The following is a 15,886-nucleotide window of genomic DNA, read 5'->3' on the forward strand; positions in this document are numbered from 1 at the left end:
TTTTAACGATTGTACCACATGTTCCGTTCTGCTTGATAATTTGCCGATGGTCGCTACGCCTTTAAACGATTGGGTCGCCACGGCTGCTCCCGGAAGTATGTCGAGTGCCCCGAACGCGCCTCTTTCAAATCGTTCTCCTGTATTTAACTCGCGCCCCGTCATCCAGTCTTTCCCTGTGGCTGCACTGGAGATTTGGGCTGTTCCGTATGCACCTGCTACAACGAGTCCCACGGGTGCACAAAAGATGGTGAGCACGACTACACCGCCGCCGATGATGAGATCACGCCACAATTCCTGATTTTTTTGAACGTCGCTGACCGATTCGTACTCAAAGCCGCGGGCTGACACGATCGCCTTCGAATAGTCTTCATAGTTCAATTCGATGTCGGGATTTTGGTCTTTAAACGCTTTATATTCTTCGTTCAGCACATGATCAAACGCTGCCGAGTCTTTGAAAATGTCATTTACGGTGATTTCCGCTTTGTCTTCCTGGACAGCCGTCTTGTTCATGCCGTAGCCGACATAAGTTGTTTCTTTGGAGCCGATGCGGTTTTTGGTCTTGTAGTTGTGGAGTGACAGGCCTTCCATTTTATCCGCGAAAGCGTCGAGCTTTTTGGCAAAAGGCGCATCAATATGGTCTTCCACTAAACCGCCTGCCTTCAGGCAATAACCAGTCAGTTTTTGATAATCTTTAAACAGCTCATCAATCTTGCTTTTTTTGCTTGTATGGCTAAAGCTGATGCTGCCGTCGCTGTCCTTGTCATCAATTTTGGACTCGATATCTTCCAAGAGGTCATCGAGTTTCAAAAGGCTGGACTTTGCTCCGCCCCCGAATTTTCCGCCCGTTAATGTATCCAGGCCGTCTTTCATGCCTTGCCAGGCCTCCGGGCTGTATTTCACATCCATCAGATGATCGCCTCATTTCTATTTCTGAATCTGGTAGAGTTTTTGGAGCTCTTTATCTGTTTCATACATTTTTTCCATAGCATAGTTGACAATCTGCGCGGCCATTGAGTAATTATCAAACAGCTCCATCGTTTTTCCGAGAATATCCGAATAGCTTTTAATCGTTTTCATCGCCTGTCCCGCTTGATAAAAATCAGATTCTACGAGTTTTTTGATTTCGGGCTGGACCCCTTCTGTATAGATGTCGCAAATGCTTTTCAGCTTATTTGCGATGGTGATCATTTCTTCAAACTCAAGATGGATGTTGGCTCCTCCGCCTCCTGCTCCGCCTTCGGCATTCATATCATCGCCCTCCCCGCTCTAAAGTTAATGTGCAGCGCATCATAAATCCGATTGTTCATGATATAAAGGCTGACCCATTCATATCGTTCATGCAGCGGATCAATGCAAATCAAATCTTCGCCCTTCGTAAAGTACAGGTTGGCTGTCTGGAACCCCTGATCTATCAAACTTGGAGTTGAAGCAAACCTGAATGTTTCAACAGCCAGAATCTCTTTTTCGTCGAGATCCATTTCCCTTACTTCCGCTTTTTCGCCCGGGGTCATCGGTTTTGTCAAAAAGGTGCGATCCTTTTCACGCGGTTCCCTCCGCAAAAAAGAAACCTTTGAAATGATAGATAAATAGACTTCCCGTTTTTCCAGGTAATCAAATGTGTATTCTTTGCCCGGTTTTATTTCGGTAAGCGCGATCACGCGCTCCTCATCATCCGGAAGAAAGGCGCACAACACATTATTGAAGCGTACGTATTCTTCACTTGCATGATAATGTTTGAGCATTTCCGTCAAGAAAAAAGCGGCATGTGTCAGCTGGCCGTCTTCTGTCAGTACCCCTTTTTGAATCAGGCTGTCCCTTGCTCCCACTGCACAGTCAGGCTCGACGAGGGCAAGCTGTTCGCGCTCAGGAAGACCGAATATGTAATTCACTCCGGCCGCTCCCGCCAAAACATAGAGCTCCGCCGCCGTCAGCTTATCTATTTTCACCTGCATGTCATTCCCCTTCCCATGTTATAGGTTTTGTATTTCTTTTACTTCACTGAGTTTCGAAAAATCGCCGATGCTTTTCTCTAATGCATTCAGTGCCGAGGTATGATCGTTCAAAGCATCTTTCATATCCTCATTTAATTGGATGATCAATTCAAGATAGCTTAAAAATGCATCACGCGTTTTCCCGTTCCATTCCCCGCTTTCTATGTAGGATTTCAAGTCCTTTGCCTGACGAAGCGAGTCGCCGACATGTTTTTCGATTGTTTTTGCATGGGAAAGAGCCTTAATCGTTCCATTATGTGAAATTTCCACGGATTCCCCGCTGACTTTTGATTCGGCAGTGTTGTAGCTGTAATTGTAATAACCATATCCATCCATGATTCGGCTGCCCCTCCTTTATGCCTTTTTTTCTTCTGCTTCCGCTTTTGCTTTATAATACTCCCATTTGCTTTTCGCCTTCGTCTTCGCGTTATGAATATCATCGATCATGTCGTCAAAATGCTTGATCAAAGTCTTTAGTTCAGCATCCTTTTCATGACGTGCATCCTCAAACTCGTGGGAAGGAATTTTCAAGTCTGGAAGATTGCTTGCTTGATAAGAAGCCTTCGCCGATTTGGCCTCCGATAATTTCGTCTTCACTTCACTTTCTTTATCAGACAAATAGTCATATAGATTTTTATAATCATCCCGTTTGCGTTCATTTTCTGTATAAGAAATATGTAAAAAGTTACCCACTGAATCCCAAAATCCTTCGCTCATGGCAGCGGCTCCTTTCCATTGTCCTAGTCAATAAAAACTATTTTCCTCTGGTGGATGAATTTGTAATAGCATTAATATGTTAATGTTACAAGAAGGTCCTATATGAATGAATAGGTGAAATGGATCGTTTTTTGTAAGAAAAAACAGAAAATGCTGAGGGAATCGGCCTGGAACATAAGTCCAAAGAACCACGCCTTTTATACTGTTTCGTATCAAAGAAGTATGCAGTCTTTTTTCTTTTTCCCGTTTTAGACACAAAACTTTAATATTTTAAATACAGGAAATATTTTACTCGTGTCTAATACCTTTCAATGTATCCAAAAAAAACAAAGGAGTGGGAAAAATGAAGTTTCAAAAAACGGCTGTTTCCCTGCTGTCCGCTTCAGCACTTGTCTTTTCGGCGGCAGGTGCTGCATCCGCCCAGGAAAAAGCCCCCGCAAAGCCGCTGCATCAAGTGTCAGATGTTAAGCTGATGGGAATCGAAACGGTCGGAGAATGGAACAAAACGATTTCAACCACCGGTGGAGAAGTCACCTTAGATACGGTCATTTACAAGCATCAGACGATCCTGACGGTCACCGGCTATCAGGAAGCGCAAGGCGCAAGGGCAAACGTCAGATATCAAATCCGCGAAAGAGTCAACAGCAGTGAAATAGGCCCTGTGCTGGGCTATATTGACGTCACAAATTTGAACGGCTATTTTTCACGAGGATTTGCCGCCAACATTTTAACGGCGGGCAAAACTTATGTCATCCAAGCGATAAACAAAACAGCTTCACCCGTTGCTTTAAAGGGCAATGCTGTTGTTTATTTCGACTAAATCCCTATTCATATAGTACAGTTCGCGTGTTGCCGGAGCTGTTCCTGCATCCCCTTCGGGAACAGCTCCTTTCTAACATTTCCTGAGAAATAATTCTTTCAATAAGAGGACAGATGAATGATAAAAAAGAACTTAACCGTTTTCACCGTTTAGTGCATAAACTGCGGTGATTAGGTCGAAGGAGGGAAACTTATACCATGATGGAAAAATACGGATTGCACATCGCTTTATTCATACTGGCTCTATGCATTTATTCCAATATCATCGTTGAAAATCCTCTGCTTCAGACGGCAATCAAAATGATATCTCTATTTGTGATGGCCGCCTCGGCAATTGCAGCATTTATCAAAAGCCTCCGGCAGCCGTCATAAAGCAGAGATTACTGAGGGCGCTCCTTCTCACCGCCAAGTGATTCCACCAGCTGTAAAACCCATTCCTTTACATCGAGGGTCCGGTTATGCTTCGGCCTTGTATCGGTTCCGGTGATGATCATCGATACGAGTGAATCCTGCTTGTGGAGGGCGCCGTGGCTGGCTCCCCCGATGTGCGTCGGTGAACCTTCGCCGATAAATTCGTAGCCCGGCTTTGCGCTGACGATCAAATAGTCGCCTTCATGGGAAACACATGAGCTGTACAGTCTTGCGAAAGCATCCGGGAATTTTCCGTATTCAATCTTTGTTTCGCTGATGGTGATATCAAGCACATCGGTATCGCCTTCACATGACCATGACTGGCCATATTCGTCAGTTGTGCGTCCCCCTGGCTTAAATGCAAGCCTCCCATTTCGCCCCCCTGGCATCACCTCGATTTCATCCTTTTCATTTTTCCAGGCGATAATGTCGATTCTCCCATCCTTTTGCAGCGGTTCAGCAACCTGTTTTAACGGAAGCTTTTCTTTGCTCAGTGTATAAATAAACGCCATCCGTTCATTAACGGCCAGGACGATTTGATCTTTAGGCGTCACTCCGTTTTTTAATTTCACGATTTGATAGCCATCCAAGAGGCCCCTTAGATCAATCAGCGCTTCTTTTTTATTTCCGCTGATCCATGCTTGTCCGTTATCTCCCAAAACAATCCAGATGTTTTGCTGTATGGCATCTTTCCATGAAGGGAAGCTGTCCAAAATCTTTTGCACATGCCCGTCGGCCTTTGCCACTCCTTTCACATCGTTTCTGCCATGTTTATGTACATGCTGGTCAAGATCGGGAAAATAGACGAGAGCAAGCGGGGGAACTTGGTTTTTATGAATCAGGTGATTCAATTCCTTCACTGAAAAGCAATCATTGAATCCAAATTTCTTCAAAAGAGAAAAGTTTCTGGGATTTATTTTAGAAAAGCCTCCGTAAGAAAAGAGCTGTGGCGCATTGATTTTCACATTATGATTCAGCCCTGTCACCCAAGAAGCAAGAACGGGAACATGCAAATAGCCGTCCCTGCTCCCCCTGTGCATGAGCGCATTGATGGAGCATGTTTCAATGCCTTTGTCGGCCAGCTCTTCGTGAAGCGTTTTGACTTGTTTATTCAGATGGAGCTGATTCAAATTGTAAAAAATGTCTCGTGATGATTGCTTGATCCCTAATTTCAGCAGCTCTCTAATATGGCTTCCATAGTTGATGATCCGGTTTTCCTGTTTATTGAACCAGACAAGGCCGGGCACTTTGTGGCGGTCGCTGTATACACCTGTCAGCAGCGTGCTGTCGACAGTGACTGACATTGTTGGAAACGGGCTGACGACTTCCGGTTCGTAATGGCCGTTTTCCATTAAAAATGCCATGGCGGGAGCCTGTCCGCTTCTGACCGCTTGGCTGAGCGGCTCGTGCATCAGCGAATCGATCAGAAGCATGATGACGGATTTCTTTTTGATGCTACTCTTCATAGACTGTAACTCCTTTCTTACGCGTTGGCATTCCCTGCTTTTTTGCTGTTATGAATGATCTCGTCCAATATTTTGCTGATATTGCGGTCAGACGTTTCTTGCAAATACTGGCTGACATGCATGTGATGGCGTCTGATCCCTTCTTTCGAGTTGAAAAAGGCAAGAAGCTGCTGTTCAATTGGCTGTTTTTTTCCCTTATTCAGCTCGATGACAAGACCTTTTTTCTTCAGCAGGCTCAGATTCATTTCCTCCTGCCCCGGAAGCGCATGATAAATGAAAACCGGCAGTTTTTTTTCAATGCATTCGCTGATCGTGACGCCCCCCGGTTTTGTTATGATTCCCGAAGCCTGCCCGTATAACCGGTTCATTTCAGATTTGCTTTCAATATAAGGCAACGCTTTGATATCAGGATGGTGCAAACTTTTTACATATTGGTAGAGCTTTCGGTTTTTCCCGCATAATATTTGGTATGTCATGTTCCCTTGGGGCGAGAGTTCCCGTACGAGCTTAAACATTCCGCCTACCCCCATGCTTCCGCCGGTAACGAGAATGTTGCCCTTCTCTTTTTTACGTACAAGTTCGGACGCTGTTTTGTATGAACGGTCGATCGGGATGCCGGTTAAAAAGATTTTTTCTTTATCAACTCCCTCTGCGATGAGCTGATCTTTAATATCTTTGATCGGCGCAAAATGGTAATCAGTATGCTCCCGCCCCCATATTCGGTTGACGAAATAATCTGTATAAACATTCACCACGATCAAGTTTGGAAATTGATCTTTTAACTGATTGAGCAAATAGGACGGCAGCGCATGCGTACAAAATGCAATATCCGGCTGTTTTTCTGCAATGATCTGTTTCATATTCTTTAAAAATATCAGCTCATACATGATATGGCGTTTTTTGGCCTGATGTTTTCCGCACGCCAACAGATGATACACAGAGCTGTATGCTTTCGGGAAATATTGGATCCATTTTAAGTATGCTGTGGAGGAAACCTTCTCAAGTTTTTTATAGGCATGTGAAAAAATATCGATTTTTTCACATTGGTGTGATTGCAGGCTCAGCTCTGCGTGAAGAGAATCGGCAACGTGGTGATGGCCGGTTGAAATGCTTAGAAAAGGAAAAATCAGAATCGTTGTCATCGCTGTCCTCCATGAAATTGTTTTCCATTTATATTTTTCAAATAACCAAGCCAAAATATAAGTGCATTTTTTGAATTAAGGAAGGTGACGACTTGAGAAGCTGTTTTTTGTCAATTTGGAGTGTGATTGACCCTTTTTATTATTTTTTTTCAAGACTGACACTCATTGATCGGAGTCAATCAAGCATTTTTCGCGTCCGCTTAACAAGATACAAGGGGATCGATGTCGTATTAAGCGACGGAACGATGATTAGAAAGAATGACGTTCTTATCAAAATTCATCTCCATAATATTAAGCTGATCAAAGAGCTGCGAAATATTGAGAGCGCTGTCAGAAGAGGCATTCTCATTTATCAAAAGACGTGCATCTCGATGCCGATTTTAGCGGAGTATATACAGAATCATCGAAAAGCGGATCAAATCAAAGGGATTATCGGCATTACGACTCTGCATAAAGGGGTTGAAAGGCTCGGTTTTGAAGCCGTTGAGCCTGCCAATCGGTTCTACCGGATGTTTAAAAAGCTGACGCAAATTCCGATTTTGTATTTAACTTCAACTCAATTTTCTTTTCGCAAAATCCCTCCTTCCCATTATTTGTTTATCTCGAAAGAAAAGCTGTTTAATTCCTATCTTCAGAAATGACAAAAAAGAGACTGATGCCTCTAAAAAAAGCACCAGTCTCTTCTTTTTATGAAATGTGATGAAATGTCACTTCAGGACGGCTTCCAATGCGGATATTGGCACCGGTCTGGCCCAGCCCCTCGCTGATGTAGAATGGTTTGTCATGAAGATAATTCAAGCCTTTGATCATATTCATCCTGACAAGTTTCCCCATCTTGATGAGGTGATACGGCTTCGGCCAATGAATTTGTCCGCCGTGAAAATGACCTGAAAGAAGGTAGTCAAAGTGGAATTCCTTCATCTCAAGCACAACGTTCGGGTCATGCGTCAAAACGAGATGATAGCCATCGTTAACCCCTTTGTAGGCATCGCGGATATTGCTTCTGTTCGTACTGTAATCATCGATGCCGATAATGTTCAGCGTCCCGCCGTCCACTTGAACGGAGACATGTTCATTTCGAAGGGTGACGCACCCGTTTTCCTCTAATACGCTTTTCAGTTTGTCAAAGTGCCGGCCTTTCAGCACATAGTCATGATTTCCAAACACGGCGTACATGCCGTATGCAGGCTTAAGCTCCTGCAGTGCTTTCAAGTAGTTTGCCAGTTTTGGAATATTTCTTTTTCGATCAAGAAAATCTCCTGTTAAAGCAATGAGATCGACTTGCGTTTTTCTTGCCATGTCCAGAATTTGCTTCGGTGAGATCGAAATGTTTTCTAAATGAAGATCTGACAGGTGAAGAATGTTCAGCTTTTTCTTGAAAGCGGAGCCGTTTGCCCGCTTGACGGAAATCGTGTTGACTTTGACGTCTTTTGTGTTGCGATTCGCTTTATATACAATAGGTATCAGACCTATCATCAACAACAATAAAACTGCGGCAAAAAACATTTCAATATCTCCTCCCTCTTTACAGTATAGTAAGCTTGGGAGCTGTATGATAGTGGGAAATATTAGAATATCAATCTATTTACCCATATAAAAAACCGATTTCTGAAATGAAATCGGTTTGGCTTTCAATGAAACGCCTGTGAGGAAGGCGTTCTTCCACAAGCACCATTCGGTTTTGTTGCGGAATGATATTCCAAAACTTACAGAAACAAAACAAACAGGAGGATTCCTAAAATGATCCGGTAGATGGCAAATGGAACTAGTTTAATTTTATTGATCAATTTCAGGAAGAAGCGGACGACAAACAGAGCGACAATAAAGGCGCTGATGAATCCCGCGATAAAAAACGGCAAAAGGTCGACGCTGAGAGATTCCCAGTTTTTGATCAATGATAATAGGCTTGCCCCCGCCATGATCGGCATCGCCATAATAAATGTAAAATCCGCGGCTGCTCTATGGTTCAATCCGAGCATGACACCGCCGGAAATCGTCGACCCCGATCTGGAAAAACCTGGCCAGAGAGCGAGACATTGGAACAGGCCGATGCCGAGCGCCTGTTTATAGGTGATCCGGTCGACTGAGTCTGTTGCGGTTTTTCGTTTATTGATCCAGTCGGCAACGAGCATCAGCACCGCGCCTGCAATGAGTCCGACAGCCACCGTTCTGACGGAAAACAGGTACTCGTCAATATAATCTTCAAATAAAAATCCTAATACTGCCGCGGGTACAAGTCCGACCGCAATTTGGGCAAGCGACAAGCGGCTTCCTTCTTTTTGGGCTTCCGTTATGTTTTTCTTCAAACCGAGCAAATTGAGAATGCGGTCTTTGAACACGATGGCGACAGCCAGGATCGAGCCGAGCTGAATGACGACTTTAAAGGTATTGGCCGCTTCCGGTGTCAGCAGCTCTTTCGACTTCAGCCAGAGATCATCGACGATGATCATATGGCCTGTGGATGAAACAGGGGCATATTCTGTCAAACCTTCAACAATTCCTAAAATGACGGCAACAATGATATCCCAAATATTCATAAGTCCTTCCCTTCGCATGGCACGCTTCAATGCGCCAAATTTTAATACTTGTCTCTAACAGGCTATTCAATTTAAAACTGCGATTATGATATATCTTCGTTTGTTTTTTCATAGAGGTCTGAACGATTTTTAAACCAATCAAACAAATGCGTGACCACAACCTTGATGACGGCATACCCCGGAATGGCAAGGATCACGCCGATGACGCCGAACAGCTTCGCTGATGTCAGCAGCACAAAAATAATGGTGACCGGGTGAATGTGCAGATTTTTCCCCATAATCTGCGGAGAAATGAATTTTCCTTCAAACAGCTGTACAACGGTCCAGACGATGATCAGCTTCACCAGCATGAACGGGGAGGTGACCAAAGCGATGATAATCGCCGGTGTGATCGCAATCGTCGGTCCCAAATACGGAACGATGCTCGTACAAGCAGCGACAAGCGCTAAGAGTGAAGCATAATCAAGGCCGATGATCAAATAGCCGATGAATAAAAGACAGCCGATGCAAAAGCTGACGATGATCTGTCCCCTGATATAGGAGCTCAGGCGGTGGTTCATTTCTGACATGACCACATAGGTCTGCTCCCTTAAACGGGTCGGGACAAATTTTAAAATAAACAGCGGCAGCTTTTTGCCGTCTTTCAATAAGTAAAACAGGATAAACGGCACGGTCACAATCGAAATGACGACTTCCGTCACGGCGCCGATAAAGGTCCCGACACCGGTGAACGTACTGTTTAATATCGTGCTGGCCTGATCGGATATTTTGCTCGCCAAATCCGTCAAATTGATGTTGAGCGTCTGCTGGGCCTGGTTGAAAAACTGGCTTCCGATCAGCTGTTTAATTTGATCCTCGACAATATGGACATATCTCGGGAAATTGTCGACAAGGCTCATAATCTGTTCTCTCAACAGCGGAATCACAGAGACGATCGAGATCGTAATCAACCCGATGATGACGATATAGAGAAGAAGGATCGAATAAATCCTTTTCACTTTTTTACGTTCTAAAAAATCAACGATCGGATTTAAGAGATAATAGGCGACTCCCGTCAGAACAACGGGCAATGCGATCGTTTCCACAAGAACGATAAAAGGAGTGAAAATAAAAGATGCTTTTGTAAATACTAATATGTTCAGTCCAATCAAAAGCAGGACGAGCAGAAACAGCACGAATTTGTTGTCTAAAAAGAATTGTTTAAATCTGCCGCCCCACATATGTAAAGAGTTCATGGCGATCCTCCATTATCATTGTCGTTTTTATAAATTGTACACTATTCCTCCTATACTGAAAAATAATATCCGAATGTTTTGGTCTTTTTTTCCGCTAGCGCTATACATATACGCCTATCCTGCTTCGTTTTTGTCTGGTCCGGCTGCCGTCTTCAAAACAAGACTATCTGCCGCCAGGCTGTACGCGGTATAATATAAGCAAATAGGACGAAGGGGGAGATTTCTATGATACGGTTCGGGGTCATCGGAACCAATTGGATTACCGACCGCTTTCTTGAAGCGGCCGGGATGACGGATAAATTTCAATTAACTGCCGTGTATTCAAGAACAGAAGAGCGCGGGCGGGAATTCGCTGAAAAATATAACGTGGCTGCTGTTTTTACCGATGCCGAAGAAATGGCGAAAAGCGATATGATTGACGCCGTATATATCGCAAGCCCAAACTCGCTACATAAAGAACAGTCGGTCCTGTTCATGGAAAACGGAAAACACGTTTTATGCGAAAAACCGATCGCATCCAATGTTAAAGAGGCCGAAGAAATGGTGAAAACCGCCCGGACTTACAAAGTCACGTTCATGGAAGCGATGAAGACGACGTTCCTTCCAAACTTTAAAAACATGATCAGCCATTTGCCGCGGATCGGTAAAATCCGCCGCTTTACAGCCAGCTATTGTCAATATTCTTCACGCTATGACGCTTATAAAAACGGAACTGTGTTAAATGCGTTTGATCCCGCTTTTTCGAACGGCTCGCTGATGGATATCGGCGTGTATTGCGTCCATCCCGCTGTCGTCCTGTTCGGGAAGCCGCTTGAAGTCAAAGCAAACGGGCTGATTCTCGAATCGGGCGCCGATGGGGAAGGAACGGTGCTGCTGAGGTATGAAGACCATGAAGCCGTCCTGATGCATTCGAAAATCTCCAATTCCTATGTTCCGGCGGAAATTCAAGGGGAAGACGGCTCGATCATCATGGATAAGATCCACCGGCCCGAAAAAGTAGAAATCCGCTATCGCGACGGGAAGATAGAAGATATCACGGTTCCCGACGAAAAACCGGCCATGTTTTATGAAATAGAAGAATTTATCGATTTAATCCAACAGGGCCGTATTGAATCAGAGCTGAATACGTTTGAACGCTCTCTTGCTGCCTTATCGGTTATGGATGAAGCCCGCAGGCAGATCGGCCTCGTTTTTCCCGCTGATCAAACATAACGAAAAGCCGCCGCCTGCCAAGGCGGCTTTTTTTTCCTATTATACAATGGACGGCGGTTCCTTGTTTGCCCTCCTTTATGGATAAAGGCCGCCGGCAAAGCCGGCAGCTGTTTTTGAGCTACTCGATTTTAAATTTTTTCGTTAAATCTCGGAGCTCTTCGGCCATTTGTTCAAGCGTTGCCGCAGAAGAACTGATTTCCTGCATGGAGGCGAGCTGTTCTTCCGCCGAAGCGGCGATATCCTGAATGCTTCCGGAGCTCTCTCTTGACACTTCTGCAATTTCCTCAACGGCGCCGGCGACTTCCTGGGACCCGGCTGACAGCTGTTCAACAGCTGTGTTCATCGATTTGATCTTACCGGCAATTTCGTTTGTCATATCATAAATCTGCTTAAAGCTTCTATCTGTTTCGTCCGTGATGCTGAGTCCTGATTGTACTTCACGGTTGACCGCCTGGAACATGTCGAGCGATTTTCCGATCTCCTCGACGATTTCCTGAATAAGACCTTCGATTTCTTTTGCTGAGGATGCCGATTGTTCAGCAAGTTTCCGCACTTCCTCAGCGACAACTGAAAACCCTCGGCCCGCTTCTCCCGCTCTTGCAGCTTCGATTGCGGCATTTAAAGCGAGCAAATTCGTCTGGTCTGCGATGCCATTAATGACCCTCAATATCGCCGTAATATCTTTTGATTTTTCTTCAAGACCTTTGACGACAGATTCGGCCTGTTTCACGGATTGATTGATTGAGTTCATCTGTCCAACCGTTTTTTGGACAAGCTCTCCGCCTGTTCCGGCAATTTCCGTCGAATGAACCGATGAATCCGTGATGGCTGCGGAGACTTTCGACATGTCCAGCAGACGGTGGTTCATGTCTGTCAGCTGATGTGAGCTTGTTTCGACTTTCTCGCTTTGGCTTTCATTGCCGTTTGAAAACTGTTCAATGGCCATTGTGATATGCTCGGTCGCCTGGCTTGTCTGATCCGCGCTTGCCGTCAGCTGCTCTGAGGAAGACGCCACATTCTCAACAGATGACTGGATCACACTGATCAGCGAGCGCAAAGATTCGGCCATTTCATTAAAGCTCGTGCCAAGCTGCCCAATCTCATTCTTGGAACGGACGTTGATGTTTTGCGTAAGATCTCCGCCGCTGATGCTTTTCGCTGAAGAAACAAGCTCCTTCAACGGACCTGTGATCGATCTGATGATAAAGAACATCAGGATGACGCCCGCCGCTATACTTGCAGCCAATGTAATCAGAGCGGCGTTCAGGACCGGCTGGGAAGCTTCCTTGATTTCCTCGGTATACATCGTTCCGCCAAGCTTCCAGCCTGTCAGCTTATTTGTCGCAAAAGCCATTTGCTTGTCGCCGTCCAGGTTGAATTTCGCCGTTCCCTTTTCTTTTGCGTACATCTGCTGGGACCAGCTGCTGTCTTCAACTTCTGTGCCCGCTTCTTTTGTCGGATGGGCTACAAACTTTTTATCGGCGCTCGTTATGAATGCATAGCCTTTTTTTCCAATCTTCACGCGTTTTGTCGCTTTAACCAGCGCTTCAATCTTCATATTGACGGCCACGACTCCTGAGCCGTCTTCCGTTTGTTTGGCGATGGTGACGACCATCGTTCCGGTTGAAGCTGTCTTGTAAGGATTTGTGACCACGACTTTGCCTTTATTTTCAACGGCTTTCTTATACCAGTCCCGGTCTGCGGGATTATAGCCGTTCGGCATCTCTTGAAACGGATAACGGACGAACAGCCCGTCCTTCGATCCGGCAAATATGCCTTCAACATCTTCATTCAGCTTGGCGTACTGCTCAAATTTTTCTTTTAAAGAGGCGTTTCCTTTCTCTTTAAATGCACTTTCTTTAATCCAGCTGCTAAAGTAAGAGATGGCTCTCGACTTCTGGCTGATATTCTGGTCGATGATGCCATTGAGCTGTTCCACGTTTTCCCGGGCATTGCTCATAATTTCAGTATCAAGCGTGCTGCTTGCCGTTTGATAGGCGCTATAAGAAAGTATTATTATGGGAACGGTTAATATACACAAGAATGAAAGAATTAATTTTTTTGCGATTGAGGGACGTTTGACCCAATTTATAATTTTTGACATGTCCTTGTTGACCCCTTTTCTTTTATATCTTTAATATCGGATTCTTATTTAAATTTTTATATGTATTTTTTAACTTTTTATCGTGCAAAATAATCAAAAAACACCCGGATATAAAATCCGGGTGTTTGGCTATTCGATTTTAAATTTCTTTGTCAAATCACGCAGTTCTTCAGCCAGCTCGGCCAGCGTTGTGGATGATGCGCTGATCTCTTCCATAGAAGCGAGCTGTTCTTCCGCTGATGCGGCGATGTCCTGAATGCTTGCTGAGCTTTCTCTGGAAACGTCTGCTATTTCCCCGACAGCGCTTGATACTTCCTGTGAACCTCGTGATAATTGCTCGACCGCGGCATTCATCGTCTGCAGCTTGCCGGCAACCTCATTTGTCATATCGTATATCGCTCTGAAGCTTGACTCTGTTTCATCAGTAATAGCAAGTCCTGACTGCACTTCATGGTTGACCGATTGAAACATGTTCAGCGAGTTGTCGATTTCTTTGACGATTTCCTGAATTAAGTTTTCGATCTCTTTTGCCGATCCTGCCGACTGGGCCGCCAGCTTCCGTACTTCTTCAGCGACAACCGAGAAGCCTCTTCCCGACTCTCCGGCGCGCGCCGCCTCAATCGCGGCATTCAGCGCGAGCAGATTGGTTTGGTCGGCAATCCCGTTAATGACGCGCAGGATGCTTGTGATGTCTTTTGATTTGGCTTCAAGTCCTTTGACGACTGCTTCAGCCTGTTTGACAGACCTGTCGATTGAATTCATCTGGCCGACCGTTCTTTGGACGAGCGCTTCCCCTTTTCCGGCAATCTCGGTTGATTTCAGAGAGGCGTCGGTAATGGCGGCCGATGTTTTGGACATGTCATGCAGCCCGTCATTCATCTCATTCAGCTGGTGTGAGCTTGCTTCCACTTTTTCTTTCTGGCTTTCGTTTCCGTCCGAAAATTGTTCAATCGCTATCGTAATATGCTCTGTCGCTTTGCTTGTCTGCGCCGCGCTTGCATGCAGCTCTTCCGATGAAGCGGCGACATTGTCCACCGATGCTTGAATGACGCCGATCAGCGAGCGTAAAGATTCGGCCATTTCGTTGAAGCTCACGCCCAGCTGGCCGAATTCGTCTTTGGAACGCACTTCGATCTGCTGGGTCAAATCCCCGCCGCTGATGCTTTTCGCTGAGGAAACAAGCTGATTCAACGGCTTGCTGATGGCCCGGACAATAAAGTAGACGAGAATGCCGCCCAAAATAATCGCCACAGCCAGGATGATCATCGCCATGTTGAACACCGGCTGCGCCGCTTCTGTGATTTCATCTGCAAACATCGTTCCGCCGATCTTCCAGCCGGTCAATGTATTGGTGGTGAAAGCCATTTGCTTTTCTTTGCCTTCGAACGTGTATGTAAAGACGCCGTTTTCTTTGCCGTACATTTGCTTTACCCAATCGCCTTCACCTGCCGTTCCGGCTTTGATTTTCGGATGGGCGACGTATTTTTTTTCGGCGCTTGAAATAAACGCAAATCCGCTTTTTCCGATATTGACGCGCTTTGTCGTTTGAATCAGGTCATCTATTTTCATGTTGACGGCAACCACTCCCGAGCCGTCCGCCGTCTGTTTGGCAATCGTGACAACCATCGTTCCGGTTGAAGCGGTCTCATAAGGATCTGTAACAACCACTTCCCCTTTTTTCTCGACGGCTTTTTTATACCAGTCTCTTTCAACCGGATTATAATCGCTTGACATCTTCTCTTCAGGATAGCGGACGAACAAACCGTCTTTTGAGCCTGTGTAGATGGCTTCGACATCCTGATTGAGCTTCGCATATTGCTCAAACTTTTTTTTCAATGAAGCATTGCCTTTTTCTTGATAAAGCTTTTCATTGACCCAATCGCCGAAATATGTCACCGCATGCTCTTTTTTTCCGATATTTTGATCAATGATTTCATTTAATTGTTCGACATTATCGCGGGCGCTCCTCATGATTTCATTTTCAAGGGTGCTCCCCGCCGTCTGATAGGCGCTGTAGGACAGCGCTAAAATCGGTACCGTTAAAACCACTAGAAAACTTAAAAACAGCTTTTTGGAAATAGACGGGCGTTTGAGCCAGTCCAGTAGTTTTTTCATTTTAGATAACTCCTTTTCGTGATATGAAACTAATATCGGAGCTTTATCATCTTTTTGTATATAAAAAAACTTTTATAAGTATTTCAAAAAATTTTCAAAATAAAAGAAGCTGACTGGCAGCTTCCTCTTTTATTCAA

The 15,886-nt window shown here is 45.0% G+C and carries 15 protein-coding genes and 3 pseudogenes; 4 read left to right on the plus strand and 14 right to left on the minus strand.

Annotation, left to right across the window (positions count from 1 at the left end):
- From BTR1S_RS20860 to BTR1S_RS20880, 5 genes and pseudogenes are all read right to left on the minus strand, one after another.
- Positions 1–906 (minus strand): annotated as a pseudogene (locus tag BTR1S_RS20860) (pre-toxin TG domain-containing protein); the annotation flags it as partial.
- Positions 907–924: 18 nt separating this feature from the next.
- Positions 925–1,248 (minus strand): hypothetical protein, encoded by a 324-nt coding sequence (locus tag BTR1S_RS20865; protein ID WP_006640623.1) that lies wholly within the window; start codon positions 1,246–1,248, stop codon positions 925–927.
- Positions 1,245–1,952 (minus strand): DUF5081 family protein, encoded by a 708-nt coding sequence (locus tag BTR1S_RS20870; RefSeq protein WP_006640622.1) that lies wholly within the window; start codon positions 1,950–1,952, stop codon positions 1,245–1,247. Before BTR1S_RS20870 ends, BTR1S_RS20865 begins: the two co-directional genes overlap by 4 nt.
- Before the next feature lie 18 nt (positions 1,953–1,970).
- Positions 1,971–2,327, minus strand: a complete 357-nt coding sequence (locus BTR1S_RS20875) for a WXG100 family type VII secretion target (RefSeq protein ID WP_029419223.1) — start codon at positions 2,325–2,327, stop codon at positions 1,971–1,973.
- 18 nt (positions 2,328–2,345) lie between these two features.
- A complete protein-coding gene (locus tag BTR1S_RS20880; protein ID WP_006640620.1) occupies positions 2,346–2,708 on the minus strand; it encodes a hypothetical protein in 363 nt (120 codons plus the stop codon).
- Between the two features lie 343 nt (positions 2,709–3,051).
- Here BTR1S_RS20880 and BTR1S_RS20885 point away from each other — a divergent pair, with 343 nt between their 5' ends.
- Both BTR1S_RS20885 and BTR1S_RS22920 read left to right on the plus strand, forming a co-directional pair.
- The gene (locus BTR1S_RS20885; protein WP_006640619.1) at positions 3,052–3,528 is read left to right on the plus strand and encodes a hypothetical protein; all 477 of its coding nucleotides are present in this window, start codon (positions 3,052–3,054) and stop codon (positions 3,526–3,528) included.
- A 197-nt stretch (positions 3,529–3,725) separates the two neighbouring features.
- Positions 3,726–3,899, plus strand: a complete 174-nt coding sequence (locus tag BTR1S_RS22920) for a hypothetical protein (protein WP_006640618.1) — start codon at positions 3,726–3,728, stop codon at positions 3,897–3,899.
- An 8-nt stretch (positions 3,900–3,907) separates the two neighbouring features.
- On the opposite strand, the gene BTR1S_RS20890 is transcribed toward BTR1S_RS22920, so the two are convergent.
- Together BTR1S_RS20890 and BTR1S_RS20895 are read right to left on the minus strand one after the other, a co-directional pair.
- On the minus strand, positions 3,908–5,404 hold the full coding sequence (locus BTR1S_RS20890; protein ID WP_029419222.1) for an alkaline phosphatase family protein: 1,497 nt from the start codon (positions 5,402–5,404) through the stop codon (positions 3,908–3,910).
- A gap of 17 nt (positions 5,405–5,421) precedes the next feature.
- Positions 5,422–6,546 carry an MGDG synthase family glycosyltransferase gene (locus tag BTR1S_RS20895; RefSeq protein WP_029419221.1) on the minus strand — a complete coding sequence of 375 codons (1,125 nt, stop codon included), beginning with the start codon at positions 6,544–6,546 and terminating at the stop codon, positions 5,422–5,424.
- Positions 6,547–6,638: 92 nt separating this feature from the next.
- On the opposite strand from BTR1S_RS20895, the gene BTR1S_RS20900 reads away from it, so the two are divergent.
- On the plus strand, positions 6,639–7,187 hold the full coding sequence (locus tag BTR1S_RS20900) for a YkoP family protein (RefSeq protein WP_029419220.1): 549 nt from the start codon (positions 6,639–6,641) through the stop codon (positions 7,185–7,187).
- A 46-nt stretch (positions 7,188–7,233) separates the two neighbouring features.
- Here the strand turns inward: BTR1S_RS20900 and BTR1S_RS20905 are convergent, their stop codons facing one another.
- From BTR1S_RS20905 to BTR1S_RS20915, 3 genes are all read right to left on the minus strand, one after another.
- Positions 7,234–8,052: a metallophosphoesterase gene (locus BTR1S_RS20905; RefSeq protein ID WP_029419219.1), complete on the minus strand. Its 819-nt coding sequence runs from the start codon at positions 8,050–8,052 to the stop codon at positions 7,234–7,236.
- Between the two features lie 200 nt (positions 8,053–8,252).
- The gene (locus tag BTR1S_RS20910; RefSeq protein WP_006640613.1) at positions 8,253–9,083 is read right to left on the minus strand and encodes an undecaprenyl-diphosphate phosphatase; all 831 of its coding nucleotides are present in this window, start codon (positions 9,081–9,083) and stop codon (positions 8,253–8,255) included.
- An 83-nt stretch (positions 9,084–9,166) separates the two neighbouring features.
- Positions 9,167–10,318 (minus strand): AI-2E family transporter, encoded by a 1,152-nt coding sequence (locus BTR1S_RS20915; protein WP_006640612.1) that lies wholly within the window; start codon positions 10,316–10,318, stop codon positions 9,167–9,169.
- A gap of 225 nt (positions 10,319–10,543) precedes the next feature.
- Here BTR1S_RS20915 and BTR1S_RS20920 point away from each other — a divergent pair, with 225 nt between their 5' ends.
- Positions 10,544–11,530, plus strand: a complete 987-nt coding sequence (locus BTR1S_RS20920) for a Gfo/Idh/MocA family protein (protein ID WP_006640611.1) — start codon at positions 10,544–10,546, stop codon at positions 11,528–11,530.
- Positions 11,531–11,648: 118 nt separating this feature from the next.
- On the opposite strand, the gene BTR1S_RS23785 is transcribed toward BTR1S_RS20920, so the two are convergent.
- The 4 genes and pseudogenes from BTR1S_RS23785 to BTR1S_RS23800 form a co-directional block, all read right to left on the minus strand.
- Positions 11,649–12,599, minus strand: a complete 951-nt coding sequence (locus BTR1S_RS23785; RefSeq protein WP_411810082.1) for a methyl-accepting chemotaxis protein — start codon at positions 12,597–12,599, stop codon at positions 11,649–11,651.
- A pseudogene (locus tag BTR1S_RS23790) lies at positions 12,594–13,634 on the minus strand (cache domain-containing protein); the annotation flags it as partial. The pseudogene BTR1S_RS23790 and the gene BTR1S_RS23785, both read right to left, overlap by 6 nt.
- 129 nt (positions 13,635–13,763) lie before the next feature.
- Positions 13,764–14,714 carry a methyl-accepting chemotaxis protein gene (locus BTR1S_RS23795; RefSeq protein ID WP_485239652.1) on the minus strand — a complete coding sequence of 317 codons (951 nt, stop codon included), beginning with the start codon at positions 14,712–14,714 and terminating at the stop codon, positions 13,764–13,766.
- A pseudogene (locus BTR1S_RS23800) lies at positions 14,709–15,749 on the minus strand (cache domain-containing protein); the annotation flags it as partial. The gene BTR1S_RS23795 and the pseudogene BTR1S_RS23800, both read right to left, overlap by 6 nt.
- Positions 15,750–15,886: the final 137 nt, after the last annotated feature.

Source organism: Bacillus sonorensis NBRC 101234 = KCTC 13918 (genome assembly GCF_001592005.1).
Taxonomy (GTDB): Bacteria; Bacillota; Bacilli; order Bacillales; family Bacillaceae; genus Bacillus; species Bacillus sonorensis.